Source organism: Sphingomonas sp. AC411, from assembly GCF_979253035.1.
On record NZ_CEEDAQ010000001.1, the window covers coordinates 1,655,842 to 1,678,354 of the forward strand.

Consider the following 22,513-nt stretch of genomic DNA (forward strand, 5'->3'; position numbering starts at 1 on the left):
CGGACGCGAGCCGATCGTTTCCGGTGAGGAAGGCTTGCGCGACATGCGGATCGTCGAGGCGATCTACCGGTCCGCGCGCGAAGGCCGGACGGTGAAGCTGTGATGCGGCCGTTGCTTGCGGTCGCGGTCGCGATGATCGCAACCTCGGCTCTCCCCGCGCAGACCACCAGCGATCCGACGAGCTTTGCCGGATCGGCCGATGTTCGCGCGCGGATCGTCGCGCTCGAAAAGACGATGAAACCGGGCCAGGGGTTCGCCATGGCGCCGCTGGTCGAGGCGGGCGGGACTAGCGCCGCGCTCGAATTATGGAAGGCGCCGGGCAAGCCTGCGGTACACCCCGACGAGGCCGAATATGCGACGGTGATGGCGGGTTCGGGGACGCTGGTCTCGGGCGGCACGCTGGTCGCGCCGAAGCTGCGCTTTGCGGGGCTCGTCGAAGGCGATCGGATCGAAGGGGTACGACGCGGAAGCTCGCGGTCGGCGACGTGTTCCTGATCCCGGCGGGGGTGCCGCACTGGTTCGGCATCGACGGCAAGCTGGTCATGCTCGGGACAAAGATCAGGACGTCAGGTCAGCGGAAGCCCAGCCAGTAGAGCAAGCCGATGTTGACCGCGAGCAGGGGCAAGGCGGTCGGTATCTGCGCGCGGATGACGGCGTTCTTGTCCTTCAGCTCGAGTAGTGCCGCGGGGACGAGATTGAAGTTCGCCGCCATCGGCGTCATCAGCGTGCCGCAGAACCCGCTGAGCATGCCGATCGCCGCGACTACGGCGGGATCGCCGCCATAGTGGCGCACCAGCAGCGGTATGCCGATCGCCGCGGCCATGACGGGGAACGCCGCGAAGGCGTTGCCCATGACCATCGTGAACAGCGCCATGCCGAGCGTAAAGGCGAGGACTGCGCCGAACAGGCTGCCTTCGGGGATTGCGTGGCCGGCCAGCCCGCCGACAACGTCACCGACGCCGGCCAACGCGAAGACAGCGCCGAGACTCGCCAGCATCTGCGGGAGGACCGCGGCCCAGCCGATCGCGTCCATCAGCCTGACGCCTTCCGCGAGCGGCTTGGCGAGGCGGGGCGGAACCAGAGGTGCATGGCGACCAGCGCGATCAGGACGCCGCAGGTGAGTGCGACGAGCGTCGCCTGCTTCGGGTCGACGAGGCTAGGGACTGCGCGGAAGAGGACGGTCCCGCCGAGTGCTGCGGCGGGGATGATCAGCGCGGGCAGAAATATACGGTTGCCGAGCCGTGCAGCTTCGGCGCGCCGTTCGTCGAGTGTAGTAGTAACACGCCCGCCCCGCCCCATCGCGCCCGAGCCGGCGATCGCGACGAGGGCGAGAACCAGCACGCCGTTGCCGATGTCGCCCAGTCGCCCGCCGAGCAGGAAGCTGATCGCCAGCACCACGTAGAAGGCTGCGTTGCCGAAGCGCTTCGGGTTGGTGCGGTCGGTCGCGCTCAGGATCGCGAACGCCGCGAACATCAGGCCGGCGACGCCGTAGATGAAGCCGGTGCCGATCACTTGGCGGATCTCCGGGCGCGCGCCAGACGGCGATCGAGCAGCCAGAGGCGGAAGCCGTGGATCAGGAACGCGGCAATCGCTGTCGGGATCGCCCACATCGAGAGGTGGAGCGGCTGGATGACGATGCCGTATCCTCCAGCACGCCCTTCATCAGCAGGATCGATCCGATCGCGATGAAGATGTCCTCGCCGAAGAACAGTCCGATGTTGTCGGTCGCCGCCGCCATCGCAGGGATGCGGTCGCCGCCGGGCGCGACGCCTTGCGCCTCGGCGGCGGCTTCGGCCATCGGCGCGACCAAAGGACGGACGCTCTGGGCCGGGCCGGCGATCGACGTGAGGCCGAGTGCGGCGGTGAGTTGGCGGAACAGCAGATAGCCGATCAGCAGGCGCCCCACGGTCGCGCCGCGGAGCTTGGCAATGGCAAGCCGGGCACGTTCCTGCAGGCCATGGCGTTCGAGCAGTCCGATCACCGGCAGGACGATGTAGATCACGGTGACGTAGCGGTTCTCGTTGAACGCCTTGCCGAACGCGGCGAGAATCGCGAGCGGTGCGATGCCGGCGGCGAGGCCAGTGACGAGCGCGGACACCGCGACGACGAGCAGCGGGTTGAACCGGAGCAGGAAGCCGGCGACGATCACCGCGATGCCGCACAGGACCAGCATGGCGTCTAGCGCGCCTGCTTAGCGAGATCAGCGTCGAACGCGACCTTGGCCTTCGCGACAATCTTCGGGAGCAATGTGGGGTCGACGAACGCCGTGGTGTGGCCGGCTTGACGGCGTTCGCCGCGGGCGATCACGTCGGCGAGTTCGGGATGCGACGGGAGGACGATGTCGGCATGGAGCGTGCCGAGCATCGCGATGCTGCGGCGGTAGTCGGCGACGATGCCGGGATAGGCGCGGTTGCCGATCAGGCGGTTGCCCGCGACGCTGACGCTGCACGGGAAGACGACGTCGAGTGGGCGCGGCCTCGCGGGGATCCGCATCGTCCAGGTCGTGCAGCCGGGCGTGTGGCCCGCGGTTGCGCGCGCGGTCAGCGTCGTGGTGCCGAGGGTCACCGTTTCACCATCGCGTATGCCGCGGCCGACTTCCACCTTCGGGAAGCGAATGACGCCGTAGTTGGTCTCGCCGGGTGGCACGCCGGTTTCGAGCGCGCGGACGTCGCGGATGCCGGCGACGACGCGCGCGCCGGTTGCACGCTTGAGCGCGGCGGCTCCGGCGGCGTGATCGAAATGGGCGTGGGTGACGAGGATCAGCTTCACGTCGCGAAGGCGGACGCCGGCCTTTTCGATGTTGCGCCCGATCATGCCTGCATTCTCGGCAAGGGTGCCGTCGATCAGGATCGCGCCGGCGCTGGTCTTGATGAGGTAGGCGGCGATGCCTTCGCTGCCGACATAGGTGATCGGGCCGGCGATCGGGAACGGGACTTGGGGACGTGTCCAGGCAGGCGGGTCGGCTGCGCCTAGAAGAAGTGGAGCCGTAACAGCGATCGCCAGTGCGCCTACCGGTGATTTGGTGCGACGACCTAACGATCCTCCCCCGCCAGGGGAGGTGGCAGGCGTAGCCTGACGGAGGGGGCGGTAAGCGGTAACCTCTGCATCTTATCCTCCCCCTCCGTCTGGCAAGGGCCAGCCACCTCCCCTGGCGGGGAGGATTAAGTCGTGTGCGTCTAGCTTATTCCCACTCGATCGTGCCGGGGGCTTCGAGGTGTAGTCGTAGGTCACGCGGTTGATGCCCTTCACCTCGTTAATGATCCGGGTCGCGACGCGCGGCAGGAAGTCGCCGGGGAACTGGAACGCCTGCGCGGTCATGCCATCGGTCGAGGTCACCGCACGCAACGCCAGCACGTTGTCGTAGGTGCGGCCGTCGCCCATCACGCCAACGCTGCGGACCGGGAGCAGCACCGCGAACGCCTGCCAGATCGTGTCGTAGAGCCCCGCCGCGCGGATCTCCTCGAGATAGATCGCGTCCGCCTTGCGCAGGATGTCGCAGCGTTCCTTGGTCACTTCGCCGGGGATGCGGATCGCGAGGCCGGGTCCGGGGAACGGATGACGGCCGACGAAGATCTCGGGAGGCCGAGTTCGCGCCCCAACACGCGGACCTCATCCTTGAACAGCTCGCGCAACGGCTCGACGAGCTTCATGTTCATGCGCTCTGGCAGGCCGCCGACATTGTGGTGGCTCTTGATCGTCACCGACGGGCCGCCGGTGAAGCTGACGCTCTCGATCACATCCGGGTACAGCGTGCCCTGCGCGAGGAACTCCGCGCCACCGAGCTTCTTCGCCTCGGTATCGAACACGTCGATGAAGGTCTTGCCGATGAACTTGCGCTTCAGCTCGGGGTCGGTGATCCCGACGAGGCCACTGAGGAACAGCTCCTCGACGTTCACGTGGATCAACGGGATGTTGTAGGCGCCGCGGAAAAGGCTGACGACCTGCTCGCTCTCGCCGGCGCGCATCAGGCCGTGGTCGACATAGACGCAGGTGAGCTGCTCGCCGATCGCCTCGTGGATCAGCACGGCTGCGACTGCGGAATCGACGCCGCCCGACAGGCCGCAGATGACGCGGCCCTTGCCGACCTGCGCTCGGATCTCGGCGATCTTGTTGTCGCGGAACTCGGCCATCGTCCAGTCGCCGCTCAGCCCGCAGACGTGGCGCGCGAAGTTCGCGATCAGCTTGCCGCCATCGGGGGTATGGACGACCTCGGGGTGGAACTGAACGCCGTAGAAGCGCCGCGCTTCGTCGGCGACGATCGCATAGGGCGCGCCGGTCGAGGTGGCGACGGGGTGAAGCCGGGCGGGATCGCGTCGACCTTGTCGCCGTGACTCATCCAGACCTGGTGGCGCTCGCCCTCGGCCCAGAGGCCGTCAAACAGCGCGCAGTTGGACTTGACCTCGATGAACGCGCTGCCGAACTCGCCGCCATCGCCCGACACGATAACGTTGCCGCCGAGCTGTGCGGACATGACCTGCTGGCCGTAGCAGATGCCGAGGATCGGAATACCCGCCTCGAAGAAGCGCTGCGGCACGCGCGGGGAGTTCTCGGTGGTGACCGAGGCGGGGCCGCCGGAGAGGATGATGCCCTTGGGCTGCATCCGGTCGAACGCGGCCTCGGCGGACTGGAAGGGGGCGATCTCGCTATAGACGCCAGCCTCGCGCACGCGGCGGGCGATCAGCTGGGTTACCTGGCTGCCGAAATCGACGATGAGAATGCTGTCTCGGGTGCTCCATGTCGGGCGCATAGCCGGATGAGCCCCGTAACGAAAGAGGCCGCGCCTCCCGGATGGGAAACGCGGCCTCTGATCGGCGGTAAATCTGATCCTCCCCGCAAGGGGAGGTGTCGCCGAAGGTGACGGAGGGGGCGGACACGGAACCGAGGTTGTCGCCGCCTCCCCTCCGTCAGGCTGTGCTTGCCACCTCTCCTGGCGGGGGAGGATTAGAAGGTCAGCGCTTCGGCGGAAACAGATTATGCCGCTTCGTTGTAATCCTCGTCCGACATCACCGGACCCGAATCCTGGCCCTTCGCCGAGACGTCGCGGTCGACGAACTCGATGACGGCCATCGGCGAGGCGTCCGACATGCGGATACCGGCCTTGATGACGCGGGTGTAGCCACCGTTGCGATCCGCATAACGGGTCGCCAGAATGTCGAACAGCTTGATCAGCTGCGCGTCGTCGAGCAGCTTGCCGTGCGCGAGACGACGGTTGGACAGGCCACCCTTCTTCGCGAGCGTGATCAGCTTCTCGACGTAGGGACGCAGTTCCTTCGCCTTGGCGACGGTGGTGGTGATCTGCTCGTGCTTGATGAGCGCGGCGCTCATGTTACGGAACAGAGCAAGACGGTGGGCCGAGGTCCGCTGAAGCTTACGGCCGCCTACGCGATGGCGCATGTTCAATACCTTTTCGTTCGTTCAGGGGCCGTGTGAGGTACCCGGGAGCTGGTCGCCGTTAAGGCCGCGACCGATCGCCTTTCGTAAAAGAAGGTTAGGCCGGGTTACGCCAATGACGCTTCCTTGGCCATGCCAACTTTATCTTCAACCGGGTGGCGCCGCGGCAAAGCCGCGTCGTCGAACGGGTCGGACGAAACCGACCCGCCGGCCGGGCTGTTTCGTCTCCGGGGCAAGCTCGCTTGCCCCGGTGCGAAATCAACCCATAATCTCCTGCTCGAGCTTCTTGGCCATCTCTTCGATGTTCTCAGGTGGCCAGCCGGGGATTTCCATGCCCAGGCGAAGACCCATCGACGACAGAACTTCCTTGATCTCGTTCAAGGACTTGCGGCCGAAGTTAGGCGTACGCAGCATCTCGGCTTCGGTCTTGCCGACCAGATCGCCGATGTAGATGATGTTGTCGTTCTTGAGGCAGTTCGCCGAGCGCACCGACAGTTCCAACTCGTCGACCTTCTTGAGAAGGTAACGGTTGATCTGCTGGGTGTCGCCTGCCGGCTCCGCACCACCGGCAGCGGGTGCTGCCTGGCCGATCGGGGCCGACGAACGCGTCACCGACGAATCGTCGAAGTGGACGAACAGCGCGAGCTGGTCCTGGAGGATGCGACCGGCATAGCCGACTGCGTCTTCTGGGGTGATCGTGCCGTCGGTTTCGATCGTCAGCGTCAGCTTGTCGTAATCCAGGTCCTGACCGACGCGAGTCGGGTCGACCTTGTACGAAACCTGCCGTACCGGCGAGTACAGCGCATCGACCGGGATCAGACCGATCGGCGCATCGGCCGGGCGGTTTGCGGTCGCGGGCACGTAACCCTTACCGATGTCGGCGGTCAGCTCCATGTTGAGCGTCGCACCCTCATCGAGGTGGCAGATCACGAGATCCTTGTTCATGATCTCGATGTCGCCCGAGACGGCGATGTCGCCGGCCTTGACTTCACCCGGACCCGTTGCCGAGAGTTGGAGGCGCTTGGGCCCCTCGCCCTGCATGCGGATCGCGATCTGCTTCACGTTGAGGACGATGTCGGTCACGTCCTCGCGGACGCCGGCCAAAGACGAGAACTCATGCAGCACGTTCTCGATCTTGATCGAGGTGACGGCCGCGCCCTGCAGCGACGAGAGCAACACGCGACGCAGCGCGTTGCCGAGCGTCAGGCCGAAGCCACGCTCGAGCGGCTCGGCGATGAAGGTCGCCTTGCGCTTGGTGTCGCCACCGGCCTTTTCTCCAGGCCGCTGGGCTTCTTGAGTTCCTGCCAGTTCTTTGCGTTGACAGACACATGCTTCCCCTAATTTGGGGGCCGACGAAAAGGACTTCCGCCGGCCATTAAAATGCATCCGCGACGCGCGTTCGACCTGATCAGGGTCAACCGTGCGCGGACAACGTCGGAGAAATCAGACGCGACGACGCTTCGAAGGACGAACGCCGTTGTGCGGGATCGAGGTCACGTCGCGGATCGACGTGATCTGGAAACCGACTGCCTGAAGTGCGCGCAGTGCCGATTCGCGACCCGAGCCGGGGCCCTTGACCTCGACTTCGATCGTGCGGACGCCGTGCTCGGCGGCCTTCTTGCCGGCGTCTTCCGCTGCGACCTGGGCCGCGTACGGAGTCGACTTGCGCGAGCCCTTGAAGCCCATTGCGCCGGCCGACGACCACGAGATCGCGTTGCCCTGGGCATCGGTGATCGTGATCATGGTGTTGTTGAAGCTGGCATTCACGTGAGCGACGCCAGAGGTGATGTTCTTGCGCTCGCGCCGCTTAATGCGCTGAGGTTCGCGTGCCATGGTGTATTTCCTGACCTGTATCTGCGTGACGCCGGGCGGTCGCTAAGGACCAGCGCCGGCGGAGTAATCCGTTGAAAAAGCGGATTACTTCTTCTTGCCGGCGATCGGCTTGGCCTTGCCCTTGCGGGTGCGCGCATTGGTATGCGTGCGCTGGCCGCGGACCGGGAGGCCCTTGCGATGACGCAGGCCGCGATAGCAGGCGAGATCCATCAGGCGCTTGATGTTCATCGAGGTCTGGCGGCGCAGATCGCCCTCGACGGTGTGATCGGCGTCGATCGTCTCGCGGATGTGCAGGACTTCCTGGTCGGTCAGGTCCTGGACGCGTGCGGTGTCGGCGATGCCGAGCTTCGCGACGATTTCCTTGGCCTTGGTCGAACCGATGCCGTGAATGTAGGTCAGCGCGATCACCACGCGCTTGTTGGTCGGGATATTAACACCCGCGATACGTGCCATGAACTTGGTTCTCCTGCTCCACGAGGTCCGGCATGGCTGCACGAACCTCATCTCTTAGCGATGAACCGAAACGCACGATAACGACGAACGCAAACAAGCGCCGCCGGAACCGTCGTGTCGGGGAGAGTTCGAATAAGCGCGCGCCAACGCGCTGTCAAGCGAGCGGTTCCGCAGGAACGGCCACGGCCTGGCGCATCTTGAGCCAGCGGCGGAACGAGACGACCGTCCAGATGATTTCGACCACCCCGAACGGCCACGCGCCCTGGAGAAAGCCGTAGATCGAGCCAAGCACGCACCCGAACGCAAAGCCGAGCGTCCACCAATGCGAGCCGGCTTCCTTGGCGTAGCATAGCAGGGTGAAGGATACCGCGGCTAGGCCGAATAGCGAGAGAGGGTCCATGGGAAGGCCATGCCCTGCGCGTCGCGAAGGCGCTACCCCGGCACCGTACCCGGCACCGTAATCTTCGCACAAAAACGCGATGATCGTGGGGCAAGGATCTTGGGGCCAACGGCCGTCTAAACGGATCATCGGCCGAAGGTCTCGCAAGAGCGCAAGCCGCACCGGCGCTGACTGGCGGGGGCGGTGGCCAAGCGCTACCAGCACTGGGGAGCCGCACGCGCTTTCGGTCCGGACGGGCCTCCTACCAGCCATCGGAGCATGCATGATCGTCCGCTTTGGCATCCTTGCCGCAGTGCTGTACGCGGCGCCGTCCACCGCTACCCCGCCCTCAGCCATCCCCGCGCTGCGCCACGCATGGCCGGGCGACGCCCTCGGACGGGTCGAAGGCCTTGCAGCGCTCCAGACCCTCGAGATCGAATTGCTCACCCGCGACAGCGCCACGCTGGCGCTCGACGACTGGTGCGCGGCCCACCGGATCGATGCACCGGGCAGCAAGATCGTCGCGGATCGCGACTATTCGGTCACCAAGGCCCCGACCGCCGATCAGCGACGCCAATTGGGCGTTAGCGACCAGGAGCCGATCCGGTATCGCCGGGTACGCCTGCGATGCGGCAGCCATATCCTGTCGGAAGCCGACAATTGGTACGTGCCGTCGCGGCTTACCCCGGCGATGAACGTCGCGCTCGACCATAGCGACGTCGCCTTCGGACGTGTCGTGCAGCCGCTCCACTTTCGCCGCCAGACGCTGTCGGCACGGCTATTATGGTCGCCCCTGCCGATCGGCTGGGATCGCGGCACGCCGATCGTGGGCGCGACTCCGACGCTGGAGATCCCTGAACACGTCATAGAGAACCGCGCGTTACTCGTTACGCCGACGGGAACGCCATTCAGCGAAGTGGTCGAAACGTACACGCGCACCGTGCTCGATTTCGCCCCGCCGACGCTGAAATGAGGCTGGCGAAACGCGAGGAATGCGACATCGTCCATTCCTGGATGTTAGCACCGCAGCGTCCGCCCGCTGGGCGTAAGCGGTCGCTCGTCCGCGCTCGACGCAAACCATAGGCGCTATTTTCATCGGCTACTTCCGCCCGAACAGCTTTTCGATGTCACCGTGTGCGAGCTTTACCCAGGTCGGGCGCCCGTGGTTGCATTGGCCGGAATGGGGGTGACTTCCATTTCGCGGAGGAGCGCGTTCATTTCGGGGACCGACAGGATGCGGCCGGCGCGGACGGAGCCGTGGCAGGCCATCGTGCCGGCTACCGCGTCGAGGCGTTCTTTTAGGGAAAGTGCTTCGTCGAAGGCGGCGAGTTCGTCGGCTAGGTCGGTGACGAGGCCTTTGGGATCGCTTTGACCAAGGAGCGCAGGCGTGGCGCGGACCAGCATGGCGTGGGGGCCGAAGCGTTCGAGGTCGAGGCCGAATTCGGAGAGTTCTTCGGCGCGGGATTCGAGGCGGTCGCAGGCGGATTCGTCGAGTTCGACGACTTCTGGGATCAGGAGGGCTTGGCTCGCTATGGTGCCGCCGATCAGGGCTGCGCGCATGCGTTCGAGGACGAGGCGTTCGTGGGCGGCGTGCTGGTCGACGAGGACTAGGCCGTCTTCGGCTTCGGCTACTATATAGGTCTTGGCGACCTGGCCTCGGGCCACACCCATGGGGAAGGCTGTGGTTTGGGGCGGGGGTGCCCAGGCGGGTTCGGCTCTTGCCTGCGGGGGCGACGCGAAGAAATTTGGGCGGGAATCGTTGACCGCGCCATAGCTTCTACTCTCCAAAGGGAGCCTTTGGGGCGTGCCCTCACCTTCCCATCCGCTTTGCGGACGGGCCCCTTCCTCTCCCCCGGGGGAGAGGAGATGGTTTCGGGTTGCCACATCGAGAGGGCGGACTCGCTGGCGCGTTGGCTGCGGTGGCCTGCCGCGTCCAATGCTCGGCGGAGACCGGAGACTATGAGGCCGCGCACCATCGCGGGATCGCGGAAGCGGACTTCGGTTTTCGCGGGGTGGACGTTGACGTCGACCTGGTCGGTGGGGATGTCGAGGAACAAAGCGACGACGGCGTGGCGGTCGCGCGGGAGCATCTCGGCATAGGCGCCGCGGATCGCGCCCATCAGCAGGCGGTCCTTCACGGGCCGTCCGTTGACGAAGAGATACTGGTGGTCGGCGATGCCGCGATTGTAGGTCGGCAGGCTGGCGACGCCGCCGAGGACCAAGCCTTCGCGTTCGAGATCGATCGCGACCGAATTGTCGGCGAGCGCGCGATCGGTGAGCGTCGCCACCCTGCCCGGCCGATCCTCGACCTGCGTCGCCGACAGCGCGCGGCGGCCGTCATGTTCGAGCGTGAAGCCGATGTCCGGGCGCGCCATCGCAAGGCGGCGGACGACGTCGAGACAGGCGGCGTACTCCGCGCGGGGGAGCGGAGGAACTTGCGGCGGGCGGGGACGCGGGCGAAGAGGTCCTCGACCACCACCCGCGTACCGGGGGAAGCGCGGCGGGGCCTTCGCGCTCGACCCGGCCATTGTCGACCGTGCGCGCCCAACCTTCGGCGCCGCGAATCCGGCTCTCGATCGTCAGCCGTGCGACGCTCGCGATCGAGGGCAACGCCTCGCCGCGAAAACCGAGCGTCACGACCGATTCGATAAACTCGTCGGGCAGCTTCGAAGTCGCGTGGCGTTCGAGTGCGAGCGCCATGTCTGCAGGCGTCATTCCGCAGCCGTCGTCGGCCACCTCGATCCGCGAAGTTCCTCCTTCGACAAGGAGAATCGCGATGCGGCCGGCGCCCGCGTCGATCGCGTTTTCGACTAACTCCTTCAACGCGCTGGCGGGTCTTTCCACCACTTCACCGGCGGCGATGCGATTGACCAGATGCTCGGGGAGACGCCGTATTGACATGGGTTTGCGTCTAGACCAAGCGACGGCATCCCGCGACCCGCAAACGCCACTTAATATAGTATAGGCACCCGGTGCTCGAAACCACCGGCGGGCTCCGCGAGATGATGTGTGTGCGCATGTTTTGCTGGCGGTCCGCCCGTCCGGCGGACAGGATTACGGGACCCTGATTGAATGGCCTTCTACTCGCGTTTCTTCAAGTTCATGTCGCACGACATGGCGATCGACCTCGGCACCGCGAACACCGTCGTCTACGTCCGTGGCCGCGGCATCGTCCTGAACGAGCCGTCGGTGGTTGCGGTCGAGACGATCAACGGGATCAAGCGCGTGAAGGCGGTCGGTGACGACGCCAAGATGATGATGGGCAAGACGCCGGGCAACATCGAGGCGATCCGGCCACTCCGCGACGGCGTGATCGCGGACATCGACGTCGCCGAGCAGATGATCAAGTATTTCATCCAGAAGGTCCACGGACCCCGCAAGTTCGCGCGCTGGCCCGAGATCGTGATCTGCGTGCCGTCCGGTTCTACCAAGGTCGAGCGCCGCGCGATCCGCGATGCCGCGTCGAACGCGGGTGCGTCGCAGGTCTGGCTGATCGAGGAGCCGATGGCGGCGGCGATCGGCGCGGACATGCCGGTGACCGAGCCGATCGGTTCGATGGTCGTCGACATCGGCGGCGGCACGACCGAAGTCGCGGTGCTGTCGTTGCGTGGTCTCGCCTACACCACCTCGGTGCGCGTCGGCGGCGACAAGATGGACGAGGCGATCGTCTCCTACGTCCGCCGCAACCATAATTTGCTGATCGGCGAAGCGACGGCGGAGCGCATCAAGAAGGAGGTCGGCATCGCCAAGCCGCCGGTCGACGGCATCGGCATGATCATCCAGATCAAGGGCCGCGACCTCGTCAACGGCGTGCCGAAGGAAATCCAGATCAATCAGGGGCAGATCGCCGAGGCGCTGAGCGAGCCGGTCGCGACGATCGTCGAGGGCGTCCGCGTCGCGCTTGAGAACACCGCACCCGAGCTGGCCGCGGACATCGTCGACCAGGGCATCGTGCTCACCGGCGGCGGCGCGCTGCTGCAGGGGCTGGACGAGGTGCTGCGCGACGAGACCGGGCTGCCGGTGACGGTCGCCGAGGACCCGCTGACCTGCGTCGCGCTCGGCACTGGCCGCGCGCTCGAGGATCCATTGTTCCGCGGCGTGCTGATGAGCGGCTAAGAGGTTGGTTTTGCTTTAAGACACGCGGACACGAAATCGCGTCGTCCGAGTCGCGGGGGATCTGGCCCCTGCGCTTCGGCGGCGCCCGAGACAGGGGGACAGGCGCATGGCGCCAGCCCGCGACCGGCGCACGGGGTTTTCCCGACGTCGGCAATATGGTGTGTTCATGGGCTATGTGCTCGCCGTCGCTGGTGCGGTGGTGGGCCTGGTGCTGCTCGTCGCGTCCACGTTCAATCCGCCGGCGTTCTCGGCGCTGCGGATGGGCGTGGCGGGCGTGACCACGCCGGTCTCGACCGGACTCGCTACGATCGGGTCGTCGATCTCGGGCATCCCCGATGCGATCGGCAATTACTTCTTCGTGAAGCAGGAGAACGTCGCGCTGCGCGCGGATCGCGCGCGGACGCGCTCGCTGCTGATGCGCGCGCGCACGATCGCCTATGACAACCGACGGCTGCGCAGCCTCCTGGCGATCCGCGACCGTTCGCCGGAGCCCGTCGTGACCGCGCGGCTGGTGAGTTCAAGCGCATCGAGCGGACGGCGCTATGCCCTGCTCAACGCCGGCCGGTGGAGCGGCGTGAAGCCCGGCATGCCGGTGCGCGGCCCCGATGGCCTGATCGGGCGCGTGGTCGAGACCGGGCCGAACGCGGCGCGCGTGCTGTTGCTGAGCGACGGCGACAGCATCGTCCCCGTCCGCCGCACCCGCGACGGCCTACCCGCGATCGCGGCGGGGCGCGGCGACGGGATGATCGACATCCGCTCGGTCAACGCGACCAACGTGCGCTTCAACGCGGGCGACCTGTTCGTGACGACCGGCACCGGCGGCATCTACGGCCCCGGCGTGCCGGTCGCCCGCGTGACCAGGGCCGGCTCGGATTCGGTGATGGCGCGTACCTTCGCCGATCCCGACACGCTCGACTTCGCGCTGGTCGAGAAGGTGTTCATGCCGGTCCCGCCGCCACGCCCGATCGCGCAGCAATGAGCATGCCGCGATGAGCCGCCCCCGCGTCGTCGACAGCGTCGACTACAAGCCGTTCGAGACCAAGCTGCCGGCCAGCCGCGCACGGGCGATCCCCTGGGCGACGGTCATGGCCGGATCGCTGGTCACGATCATCCCGGTGGTCGCGACGATCCCCTCCTCCCGCCGTTCGGGTTCGTCATGCTGCTGGCGTGGCGGCTGCTCGCGCGGTTCGCGTTCCGGCCTTGGGCGGCCGCCCCGCTCGGGCTGTTCGACGATCTGGTCAGCGGCCAGCCGCTCGGCAGCGCGGTGCTGATGTGGTCGCTCGCGTTCGTCGGCATCGACATGCTCGAACAGCGCCTGGCGTTCCGCGATTACTGGCAGGACTGGCTGATCGCGAGCGGCCTGATCGCGGCGTGCATCCTGGGCGGGCGGTTCATCGCGGTACCGGTCGGCGCGCATGTCGACACCGTGCTGATCGCGCAGATCGTCGTCACGATGCTCTGCTTCCCGCTCGCCGCGCGGATCGTCGCGTTCATCCAGAACAAGCGGGGCGGCGAGTGAGGAACACCCCGCGGATCGTCACCGAGATGTCGCAGGCATACACCTTCTCCAGGCGTGCCTGGATGCTGGGCGCGGCGCAGGGCGCGGTCGGGCTGATGCTCGCCGGGCGGATGGCGTGGCTGTCGGTCGCGCAGAACGAGCGCTACACGATGTTGTCCGAGAGCAACCGCGTCAACATGACGCTTCTGCCGCCCCGCCGCGGCTGGATCGTCGACCGCCACGGCGTGCCGATCGCCAACAACCGCACCGATTTCCGCGTCGACATCATCCCCGATCGCCTCCGCGACAAGGAGCGCGTGCTGCCGCTGCTCGGCCGCATCCTCCAGTTGCCGCCCGAGGAAGTCGAACGGATCGCGATCGACCTTGAGCACGCCGCGGGGTTCCAACCGGTGCAGGTCGCGGAGAATCTCGACTGGGAGCGGTTCGCCGCGGTCAGCGTCCGCCTGCCCGAACTGCCCGGCGTCGCGCCAACCCGCGGGTTCGCACGCAGCTATCCGGCGGGCGCCGCGGTCGCGCATCTGACCGGCTATGTCGGCGTGCCCAATGCCGAGCAGTATAAGAAGACGCGCGACCCGCTGCTCGTCACGCCCGGGTTCAAGCTCGGCAAGGACGGGCTGGAGAAGATGCTCGAGCCCGAACTGCGCGGCATCGCCGGCGCCAAGCGCGTCGAGGTCACCGCACGCGGCAAGCTGGTCGCCGAACTCGCCACCAAGCCCGACGTGCCCGGCAAGACCGCGCGCCTGACGATCGATGTCGGCTTGCAGGAGTACGCGGCAAGGCGTCTCGGCACCAACTCCGGATCGGTCGTCGTGATCGACACGCGCACCGGCGAGATGCTCGCGATGGTGTCGATGCCGGCCTATGATCCGAACAGCTTTTCGGACGGGATCAGCCATCTCGAATGGCAGATGCTGAGCGACGACGATCACGTGCCGCTGATGAACAAGGTCACGCAGGGGCTGTATCCGCCGGGCTCGACCGTCAAGCCGATGAACGGCCTCGCGCTGATGAACGCGGGCGTCGATCCGTCGACCCGCATCAATTGTTCGGGCGCAATGCGGCTCGGGACCAGCGTGTTCCATTGCCACAAGAAGAGCGGCCACGGTCCGCTCGACCTCAAGAACGCGATCATGCAGAGCTGCGACATCTATTTCTACGAGATGGCGCGGCGGGTCGGCTACAACGCGATCGCCCCGGTCGCGCGCGTGCTGGGGCTCGGCCAGAAGTTCGACCTGCCCTTCTCGACGCAGCGCTACGGCACGGTCCCCGATCCGGCGTGGAAGCTGAAGAAATACAAGCACGACTGGACCGTGGCGGACTCGCTGAACGCGTCGATCGGCCAGGGCTATGTGCTCGCCAACCCGTTGCAGCTCGCGGTGATGGCGGCGCGGCTGGCATCGGGGCGGGCGTTGCAGCCGAGCATCCTGGCGAACCACGTCCACCGCGACTCCCTGCCCTCGCGATCGATTCCGAGCATCTCGCGCGCGTCCGCGACGCGATGTTCGGCGTGATCAACCAGGGCGGCACCGGCGGCGCGGCCAAGCTGCTCATTCCCGGCGTCGCGATCGCGGGCAAGACCGGCACCGCGCAGGTCCGCCGCATCACGATGGCGGAGCGGCGCTCGGGCGTGCTGAAGAACGGGCAGCTGCCGTTCAAGATGCGGGATCACGCGCTGTTCATCGGCTTCGCCCCCGCCGACAATCCGCGCTATGCGCTGGCGGTGGTGCTCGAGCATAACGGCCACACCGTGCGCAACCTCGACACACCGATGATCGCCCGCGACATCATGACCTATATGCTCGACCGCGAGCGTGCTCTGAAATCGCTCGCCGAGGTCGAACCGACCTGGGGCGGCGATATTCGCACGCGCATGGCGGCGACCGCGGAGACGTATCGCAAGGCGCAATCCGCCCCGCCCGCGGCGATCGCCACCAAGACCGACGCGATTGTGCCCAGCGACGCCCCGGCGGTGGTCAACGCCACCGACATGGCCAACGCGACGCAGGAAGCGCTCACCACGCCCGGCAGCACGGTCGCCGAGGACGATACGCGGGACCGCCAGCAATGACTCTCGACCGAATGACCCCCATCAGGCGCACGCGATGAACCGTATCGTCCCCGAACCGCTCGCCAAGCTTCCCTGGCTGGTGATCATCCTGGTCATCGCGATCGGCTGTTTCGGGCAGATCGTGCTGTATTCGGCGGCGGGCGGCTCGCTCCGGCCCTGGGCGCTGTCGCAGGGTATCCGCTTCTTCGTGCTGCTCGCCGGCGCGATGGGGCTGTCCTACATCCCCGAACGCACCTGGAAGGCCGCCGCGCTGCCCGCCTATGCGCTGATCGTGCTGTCGCTGATCGCGGTCGAGATCCTCGGCAAGGTCTCCGGCGGGTCGCAGCGCTGGCTCGACCTCGGCTTCATCCGCCTCCAGCCGTCCGAGTTCATGAAGCCCGCGATCGTGCTGGCGGCGGCGAAATTCTACGACATGCTCCCGCCCGGCGAGACGCGCCGCTTCGGCGGGATCTGGCCCGCCGCGCTGCTGATCGCCGTTCCCGCGGCGATCGTGATGAAGCAGCCCGATCTCGGCACCGCGCTGATGATCTGCTCGGGCGGCGCGACCGTCATGTTCCTTGCCGGCGTTCCCCTCCGGCTGTTCGTGGGCGGCGCGATCGCCGCCGCGATCGCGATCCCGCTCTCGATCAACTTCCTGCTGCACGATTATCAGCGCAACCGCATCCTCATCTTCCTCGATCCCGAGAGCGATCCGCTCGGCACCGGCTATCACATCAGCCAGTCGAAGATCGCGATCGGCTCGGGCAGAATCTGGGGCAAGGGTTTCCTCCAGGGCACACAGAGCCATCTCGACTACCTCCCCGAGGGCCATACCGACTTCGTCTTCGCGACGATGGCGGAGGAATGGGGCTGGTCGGCGGCTGCCTGCTGATCCTCGCCTTCCTGCTGGTGATCCGCTGGGGGATCGAGGTCGGCCAGCGCGCCAACAGCCGCTTCGCCAGGCTGACCGCGGCCGGCCTCGCCACGACGATCTTCTTCTACGTCGCGATCAACCTTATGATGGTGATGGGCCTTGCGCCGGTCGTCGGCATCCCGTTGCCGCTGGTGAGCTTCGGCAGTTCGGCGCAGATGACCGTGCTGCTGTGCCTCGGCATCCTGATGTCGATCGACCGCCAGAACCGCAAGACTGTCGGCTGGTAGGCCGGATAATTCGGCTTATTTCGCGAAAAGCGGCTCGATCGACGAAAACGGACTCGGATCGACGAAAAGGGGGTTGCGGCCCCCGACGAGTCTGCTAACAGCGCGCCTCCAGCAGCGGGGCGCCACACCAGGGCGCCACTCAAAACCGCCCCGGAATGGACGCATAGCTCAGTTGGTAGAGCAGCTGACTCTTAATCAGCGGGTCCTTGGTTCGAGCCCAAGTGCGTCCACCATTTTTTCCGTTTACATATCAGGCATTTAGCTTGACCCCACCTACAAGGCTGGGTCGGAGCGGGCTCGTGCTGTGACCAGTTTTGTGACCTCGACCGGGGCCTTCTCCCTCGGGCGCAGTGTGACCTGATTTGCCATCGAAAATCAGCTGGTCTGCATGAGGCTGCAAATGCTTCACCGACATGTGCGCGTAACGACGCACCATCACCGCTGATCTCCCGCCACCCAGCGCCTACAGCCCCCATGTGGGCACGTCATTTTGCCGGAGTCAGCTCGCCTAGCTATGCCGCAGGTCGCGTCAGCGAAGGCTTTACCGACATCCGTAGGCCCTCTGCGTTTCACTACTTCGGGCACTCTTTCATATCTGCGCGAAAGCTAGCGTGTATGAGTGATCGGACTCGATCTCAGCAGGCGAGCGGGATTGCCCGCGACGGTCACGCCATCTGGAACATCGCGCGTCACGACACTGCCTGCCCCGACGATCGCGTTGTCGCCGACGGTGACGCCCGGCAGGACCAGCGCGCCGCCGCCTATCCAGACGTTTCGACCTATGGTGACCGACCGCCCGAACTCGAGCATCTGGCCACGCTGAGCCGGGTCGCGCGGATGATCGGCGGTGAGGATCTGCACGCCGGGACCGATCTGCGTGCCCGCACCGATCCGCACGGGCACGACATCGAGCACTGTGCATCCGAAATTGAGAAACACGCCCGCGCCCAGATGAATGTTATAGCCATAGTCGCAGTGGAACGGCGGTCGGATCGTCGCACCACGCCCCGCGTGACCAAGCCCTTCCACCAGCAGCGCATGACGCTCCGCCGCGGTCGCTGTCGACGCGCGGTTGTAGCGGTCGAGCCACGCGGCGGCGCGCGCCGCGTCCGCGACGAGTTCCGGATCGTCGGCGACGTAGAGTTCGCCCGCCAGCATCCGTTCCTTCTGCGTCATCGCGATCAACTCAGGTCGTGAAGGTCCTTGCCCAACGGGGCTGTGATGCTCAGGTCGGAGAAATGCACCTCCAGTCCGGCGCGTTCGGGCGTGCAGGCCATCGGTCCGACCTGATATGCGGAGGCGATCGGAAAGGGCGCCAGTCTGACTAGGGGCCAGGTCTTGCCGTCCGCCGAGACCTGCAACCGCAGGACGCCCTTTGCCACGGTCGCACGCATCCAGAAGTCCTGCGCGTCATGCTCGTAGGGGCCGGTTGCCCAATCGGACTTGCCGTCGGTCAGCACGCTGCTCAGCATGGCGCGCCCGTCGGACAATTCGATCCCCGCCTTGACCCAGCGTCGTTCGTCGACCCGCACCATGATGCCGGCCTGATCGTAGAGTTTCTGATACTGGCCGCGGATGCGCAGTTGGGCGGTAAACGCAGCAGGCGCGGTGAAGCCGAGAAAATGGCCGCTGTCCCGGGTGAACCCGTAATGCGTCTCGCGCCAGAAATCGCTGCCCTTGTCGGTGACGAGCGTCAGGTCTCCGCTGGGCGCGACCTTCCAGGCCTTAGGCGCATTCAGCCAGCGACCGTCGCGGCGCCCAAGTGCCGCGGTTGCCGAGTCCTGCGCGGCCGCGACGCTGGCATTGCCCGCGATCGCAAGCGCCGCCGCACCACCGATTACTGTCCGCCTGCTCACCCGATCCTCCGTCATGGCCGCTACCTTCCAATCATCCCCAATGTTATGTACATATGTACACATGCCAAGATCGAGGTAAAGAGGCGATGACCCAACAGTCCCGGCGCAACGATCCTGCTCGGCGGCAGCGCATCATCGATGCGACGCTTTCGGTCATTGCGGATCATGGGACCGCGGCAACGACCCATCGCCGCATCGCCGAGGCTGCGCAGGTGCCGCTCGGGTCGGTCACCTATTATTTCGCGACGCTGGAGGAGTTGCTGACGGCGGCCTTCCTGCAACTGGCCGCCGAATCCTCCGCTGCCTTTCGCGCCCGCCTGGACGCTGCGACGGACCGCGCGACAGCGTGTTGGGCGGTCGTCGACATCATCGCGAACCAGGTCTGGGCGGAACCGCGCACCCTGTTGTTGAGCTACGAACTATACGCCTTTGCCGCGCGTCATCCGGCAGTCGGCGCCGTCATGCAGCAATGGATGGACAGCAGCCGCGATGCGCTGGGCCGTTTCTTCGATCCGCTCACGGCGCGCGCGCTCGACGCGCTGATCGAGGGTATCGGCATCCACAATTCGATCGATCGCGCGCCCCTCGACCGCGATGCGGTCAAGTTCATCGTCGAGCGGATTGCCGGGCGTTAGCCGGTCCGATCCATCAGGCTGCCCCAGCAAAACGGCACGACGGTCAGGATCAAGACCATGCCGAAAGCATCACGGCCGCATGATCGCGATCGGCCGCTGTTCCACGGTCTATCGGTCCCATACTAGGCCAAAGCAGCGCACATGCGTTTAGCGACATTTTATCGACGCGAGCCTTCATAACACGCCCCCATGATCACGGCCGGGGGCGAATGTGCCGCTCGTCACGGGCCCCGGACAACCAGGCAGAGCCGACCACCCCAGCTGCCTCGCCCCCGAAGGACGCGCGTCACCCGCACTTTGCCATACCGCGGCCAAAGACTGAAACGTAGGGAGATCAACCACTTACTTGGCACAGTCAGGCATAGACTCGCCAGGCGAAGCATCGGCGGCATGGCGTTCGCGTTTCACTGGGAAACGCTACCAAGGCTTAATGCTATTGATAATCTATCGCAGATATATATGAGCGCCCACACCGGAATGAGACGAAGGGGCGGACTATGGGGAAGTTGATTGTTGTGGCCGGTATGGCCAGCGTGCTGGCCAGTTCTGCGGCCTGGGCCCAGGATGCCGAGCCGGTTTCGCCGGAAAACGACATCGTGGTGACCGGCGCCATCGCCGGCACGAAGACCGAAACCCCGCTGATCGAGCTGCCGCAGCCGCTGACCATCATCCCGGCGGACCGGTATCTGTCGCAGGGCGCGATCAACATCAGCGACACGGTAAAGTATGCCGCCGGCGTCCTCGCCAATCCCTATGGCCGCGATACGCGGGTCGACGGCTTCAACGTGCGCGGCATCAGCGCGCTGCAGTTCCGCGACGGCATGCGCGACATCTTCTCCTATTATGCCAGCATCCCCTCGGACCCGTATAATTTCTCGCGGGTCGAGATCGTGCGTGGCCCGGCATCGGTGCTGTTCGGGCAGGGCTCGATCGGCGGTCTCGTCAATCTCGTCTCCAAGACGCCAGAGTTCCGCACCGGCGGCGAGCTGAACCTCGTCTATGGCAGCTATGACCGCAAGGAGGCGCTGGGGGATGTCAACCTGGCGCTCAGCGACACGCTGGCGATCCGTGCGGTCGGTCGCGTGCGCGACGCCGACACCTTCATCGATCATGTGCCCGACGACCGCGTGATGTTCGCGCCGTCGATCCGCTGGCAGCCGACGCCGGATACCGACCTGATCCTGACCGGCCTGTACCAGAAGGACGACACCGGCTCGACGTCGCAGTTCCTGCCGATCGTCGGCACCTTCGCGCCCAATCCCGACAATCCGGGCGGGCGGCTCGATCCCTACACCTTCGTCGGCAAGGCCGGCTGGGACCGCTATGCCGGCCGCTCGCTCCAGGGTGGCGGGTCGCTGGTCCACCGCTTCTCGGACAATATTCGTATCAGCCTGAAGGCACGATACATCGACAGCGACCTCGAATATTTCACCCATTACGCCGACAGCTATACCAACCCGATCAATCCGTTCGCGGTCTATGGCAGCGATGGCCGCACCATCGGGCTGTACGCCGAGGCCAGCGATGCGCGGATGAACGTCTTCTCGACCGACAACAACGTCCAGCTCAAGTTCAACACCGGCGCAGAGATCGAGCACACGCTGCTGGCCGGCCTCGACTATAGCTGGAACAAGGTCGGCAAGCGATTCGCGACCACGGCGCTGGAGACGGTCGATCTCTACGACATCGATTATGATCTCGCTTCAGACCTACGACCCCAGCGGCCCGTTCGCCTATGATCTCACAGAAGCAGCTCGGCGTCTACGTACAGGACCAGATCCGCTTCTTCGACCGCGTGTCGGTGATCGTCGGCGCCCGCCGCGACCATGTGACGAACTCCTCGGGCCAGGAGGACAATGCCACCACCTTCCGCGCCGGCATCATCGGCGAGGTCGGCGCAGGCTTCTCGCCCTTCTTCAGCTACACTGAGAGTTTCCTGCCGATCGCCGGCCGGCTGACGGGCCCTGGCGGCGTCCCGACCGACCCCTTCAAACCGCAGTTGGGCACGCAATATGAGGCCGGGGTGAAGTGGCAGCCAGATCTCCGGACGCTGATCACCGTGACCGGTTTCAAGATCAAGGAGCGCAACCGCGTCCTCTATCTGGCCAATAACGTGACGACCCAGTCCGGCGAATTGTCCACCAAGGGCGTCGAGTTCGAGGCGAGCCGCGTCCTGCCGGGCAATTTCGAGCTGTTGCTGAACTATGGCTACAGCCAGCTCGATTCCGAGGTGAACACCAGTCTCGACTATATGCCGCGTCACACCGCGTCGATCTGGTCGACCAAGACCTTCGGCGACACCAGCGGACCGCAGCTTAGGCTCGGCGCGGGCGTGGTCTATAGCGGCGAAAGCAAGTCGACCGGTGCGCTCGATCCCTATGGTCGGAACCCCGCGATCGCGCCCGGTACGCTCTACACGGTTGTCACCCCGTCGCGCACGACGGTCGATGCGCTCGCGGAGATCAGCTGGGACAAATGGCGCCTGGCCATCAACGCGACCAACCTGCTGGACAACCGTGGTTTCGCGTCCTGCCTCGCGCGCGGAGACTGCTTCATGGCCGCCCCGCGCAACGTGATGGCGACGCTGGGCTTTCGGTTCTAGCAGGCGACGGCGTAACATCACCGTTCGGGGCATCACTGCTCGGCGGCATGGATGCCCGCCGGGCCGCCCGCCTCAGCCAACCTTGCTCCAGTGTTGCAGGGCCATGACGTTGTAGCGGACCATCGCATTCACGAGCGTGCCGCGCAGCTCTGCTATCGACGAGATCGTCGGGCAGCAGCGGGTCCGAGTTGATCGCGCGGATGACGGATTGCCCGAGCAGGAAGGTTTCGCGCGCCGCCTCGGTGACCGGCATCCGCGCGGTCCTGGCCTCGCTGGCTTCCAGCTCGCCGATCCAGAAGCGATAGCCGTCCTCGAGCAGTTCGGGTGACCACAAGGCGCGGAACCGTGCATCGTCCGCCGACTGCGCGACGCATCCGGCGAGGATGGTCGCCTGCGCGTCGAGCCCCAGCCCCGCGAGTTCGCCGGCCAGCGACGGCGTATCGCGCCGCAGATTGTCCGGCCGCACCCAGGCGCCGGTATCCGCCTCGACGAAGCCGGTAAGCCGCAACGCCCGCTCCCCG

General features: G+C 66.0%; 18 protein-coding genes, 1 tRNA gene and 7 pseudogenes. 13 read left to right on the top strand and 13 right to left on the bottom strand.

Annotated elements, in window-relative coordinates:
• The first annotated feature begins 13 nt into the window (after positions 1-13).
• Positions 14-103, top strand: coding sequence for a Gfo/Idh/MocA family oxidoreductase (locus tag AC0IX7_RS08505; RefSeq protein WP_471813803.1), 90 nt, complete (start codon positions 14-16; stop codon positions 101-103).
• Positions 103-495, top strand: coding sequence for a cupin domain-containing protein (locus tag AC0IX7_RS08510; protein ID WP_471811318.1), 393 nt, complete (start codon positions 103-105; stop codon positions 493-495). The genes AC0IX7_RS08505 and AC0IX7_RS08510 overlap by 1 nt, the downstream gene beginning before the upstream one ends.
• Before the next feature lie 76 nt (positions 496-571).
• On the opposite strand, the pseudogene AC0IX7_RS08515 reads toward AC0IX7_RS08510, so the two are convergent.
• From AC0IX7_RS08515 to AC0IX7_RS08555, 9 genes and pseudogenes are all read right to left on the bottom strand, one after another.
• Positions 572-1,512: pseudogene (locus AC0IX7_RS08515) on the bottom strand (DUF979 domain-containing protein).
• A pseudogene (locus AC0IX7_RS08520) lies at positions 1,509-2,173 on the bottom strand (DUF969 domain-containing protein). The pseudogenes AC0IX7_RS08515 and AC0IX7_RS08520 overlap by 4 nt, the downstream one beginning before the upstream one ends.
• A gap of 5 nt (positions 2,174-2,178) precedes the next feature.
• Positions 2,179-3,003: a subclass B3 metallo-beta-lactamase gene (gene bla, locus AC0IX7_RS08525; RefSeq protein WP_471813805.1), complete on the bottom strand. Its 825-nt coding sequence runs from the start codon at positions 3,001-3,003 to the stop codon at positions 2,179-2,181.
• 178 nt (positions 3,004-3,181) lie between these two features.
• Positions 3,182-4,747: pseudogene (guaA, locus tag AC0IX7_RS08530) on the bottom strand (glutamine-hydrolyzing GMP synthase).
• Positions 4,748-4,971: 224 nt separating this feature from the next.
• Entirely contained in the window at positions 4,972-5,394 is a 423-nt protein-coding gene (gene rplQ / locus AC0IX7_RS08535; protein ID WP_471811320.1) for a 50S ribosomal protein L17, read from the bottom strand.
• A gap of 255 nt (positions 5,395-5,649) precedes the next feature.
• A pseudogene (locus AC0IX7_RS08540) lies at positions 5,650-6,719 on the bottom strand (DNA-directed RNA polymerase subunit alpha).
• A gap of 115 nt (positions 6,720-6,834) precedes the next feature.
• Positions 6,835-7,224, bottom strand: a complete 390-nt coding sequence (gene rpsK, locus AC0IX7_RS08545) for a 30S ribosomal protein S11 (RefSeq protein WP_031395237.1) — start codon at positions 7,222-7,224, stop codon at positions 6,835-6,837.
• Positions 7,225-7,308: 84 nt separating this feature from the next.
• The gene (rpsM, locus tag AC0IX7_RS08550; protein WP_056015521.1) at positions 7,309-7,677 is read right to left on the bottom strand and encodes a 30S ribosomal protein S13; all 369 of its coding nucleotides are present in this window, start codon (positions 7,675-7,677) and stop codon (positions 7,309-7,311) included.
• 154 nt (positions 7,678-7,831) lie between these two features.
• Positions 7,832-8,077, bottom strand: coding sequence for a hypothetical protein (locus AC0IX7_RS08555; RefSeq protein WP_471811323.1), 246 nt, complete (start codon positions 8,075-8,077; stop codon positions 7,832-7,834).
• Positions 8,078-8,339: 262 nt separating this feature from the next.
• On the opposite strand from AC0IX7_RS08555, the gene AC0IX7_RS08560 reads away from it, so the two are divergent.
• Positions 8,340-9,029: a hypothetical protein gene (locus tag AC0IX7_RS08560; RefSeq protein WP_471811325.1), complete on the top strand. Its 690-nt coding sequence runs from the start codon at positions 8,340-8,342 to the stop codon at positions 9,027-9,029.
• Positions 9,030-9,155: 126 nt separating this feature from the next.
• Here AC0IX7_RS08560 and mutL read toward each other — a convergent pair.
• Positions 9,156-10,957, bottom strand: a pseudogene (mutL, locus tag AC0IX7_RS08565) (DNA mismatch repair endonuclease MutL).
• Positions 10,958-11,128: 171 nt separating this feature from the next.
• Between mutL and AC0IX7_RS08570 the strand changes: the two are divergent.
• The 7 genes and pseudogenes from AC0IX7_RS08570 to AC0IX7_RS08600 all read left to right on the top strand — a co-directional run bounded on the left by AC0IX7_RS08570 (position 11,129) and on the right by AC0IX7_RS08600 (position 17,132).
• Entirely contained in the window at positions 11,129-12,172 is a 1,044-nt protein-coding gene (locus AC0IX7_RS08570) for a rod shape-determining protein (RefSeq protein ID WP_055878614.1), read from the top strand.
• Positions 12,173-12,278: 106 nt separating this feature from the next.
• A complete protein-coding gene (locus tag AC0IX7_RS08575) occupies positions 12,279-13,151 on the top strand; it encodes a rod shape-determining protein MreC (protein ID WP_471811328.1) in 873 nt (290 codons plus the stop codon).
• A gap of 10 nt (positions 13,152-13,161) precedes the next feature.
• Positions 13,162-13,443 carry a hypothetical protein gene (locus tag AC0IX7_RS08580; protein ID WP_471811329.1) on the top strand — a complete coding sequence of 94 codons (282 nt, stop codon included), beginning with the start codon at positions 13,162-13,164 and terminating at the stop codon, positions 13,441-13,443.
• Complete coding sequence (locus AC0IX7_RS08585; protein ID WP_471811331.1) at positions 13,329-13,691, top strand: rod shape-determining protein MreD; 363 nt, start codon at positions 13,329-13,331, stop codon at positions 13,689-13,691. Before AC0IX7_RS08580 ends, AC0IX7_RS08585 begins: the two co-directional genes overlap by 115 nt.
• A gap of 26 nt (positions 13,692-13,717) precedes the next feature.
• Positions 13,718-15,759, top strand: a pseudogene (gene mrdA, locus AC0IX7_RS08590) (penicillin-binding protein 2).
• A gap of 34 nt (positions 15,760-15,793) precedes the next feature.
• Positions 15,794-16,899, top strand: a pseudogene (gene rodA, locus AC0IX7_RS08595) (rod shape-determining protein RodA).
• A gap of 157 nt (positions 16,900-17,056) precedes the next feature.
• Positions 17,057-17,132, top strand: a tRNA-Lys gene (locus AC0IX7_RS08600).
• A gap of 373 nt (positions 17,133-17,505) precedes the next feature.
• Here AC0IX7_RS08600 and AC0IX7_RS08605 read toward each other — a convergent pair.
• On the bottom strand, positions 17,506-18,075 hold the full coding sequence (locus AC0IX7_RS08605) for a sugar O-acetyltransferase (RefSeq protein ID WP_471811333.1): 570 nt from the start codon (positions 18,073-18,075) through the stop codon (positions 17,506-17,508).
• A gap of 5 nt (positions 18,076-18,080) precedes the next feature.
• Positions 18,081-18,755, bottom strand: coding sequence for a DUF1349 domain-containing protein (locus tag AC0IX7_RS08610; protein ID WP_471811335.1), 675 nt, complete (start codon positions 18,753-18,755; stop codon positions 18,081-18,083).
• 86 nt (positions 18,756-18,841) lie between these two features.
• On the opposite strand from AC0IX7_RS08610, the gene AC0IX7_RS08615 reads away from it, so the two are divergent.
• The 3 genes from AC0IX7_RS08615 (at position 18,842) to AC0IX7_RS08625 (ending at position 21,992) form a co-directional block, all read left to right on the top strand.
• The gene (locus tag AC0IX7_RS08615) at positions 18,842-19,390 is read left to right on the top strand and encodes a TetR/AcrR family transcriptional regulator (RefSeq protein ID WP_471811337.1); all 549 of its coding nucleotides are present in this window, start codon (positions 18,842-18,844) and stop codon (positions 19,388-19,390) included.
• Positions 19,391-19,887: 497 nt separating this feature from the next.
• Entirely contained in the window at positions 19,888-21,129 is a 1,242-nt protein-coding gene (locus AC0IX7_RS08620; protein ID WP_471811339.1) for a TonB-dependent siderophore receptor, read from the top strand.
• The gene (locus AC0IX7_RS08625) at positions 21,126-21,992 is read left to right on the top strand and encodes a TonB-dependent siderophore receptor (RefSeq protein WP_471811341.1); all 867 of its coding nucleotides are present in this window, start codon (positions 21,126-21,128) and stop codon (positions 21,990-21,992) included. Before AC0IX7_RS08620 ends, AC0IX7_RS08625 begins: the two co-directional genes overlap by 4 nt.
• Here AC0IX7_RS08625 and AC0IX7_RS08630 read toward each other — a convergent pair.
• Positions 21,943-22,500 carry a hypothetical protein gene (locus AC0IX7_RS08630; protein ID WP_471811343.1) on the bottom strand — a complete coding sequence of 186 codons (558 nt, stop codon included), beginning with the start codon at positions 22,498-22,500 and terminating at the stop codon, positions 21,943-21,945. The genes AC0IX7_RS08625 and AC0IX7_RS08630 overlap by 50 nt on opposite strands.
• Positions 22,501-22,513: the final 13 nt, after the last annotated feature.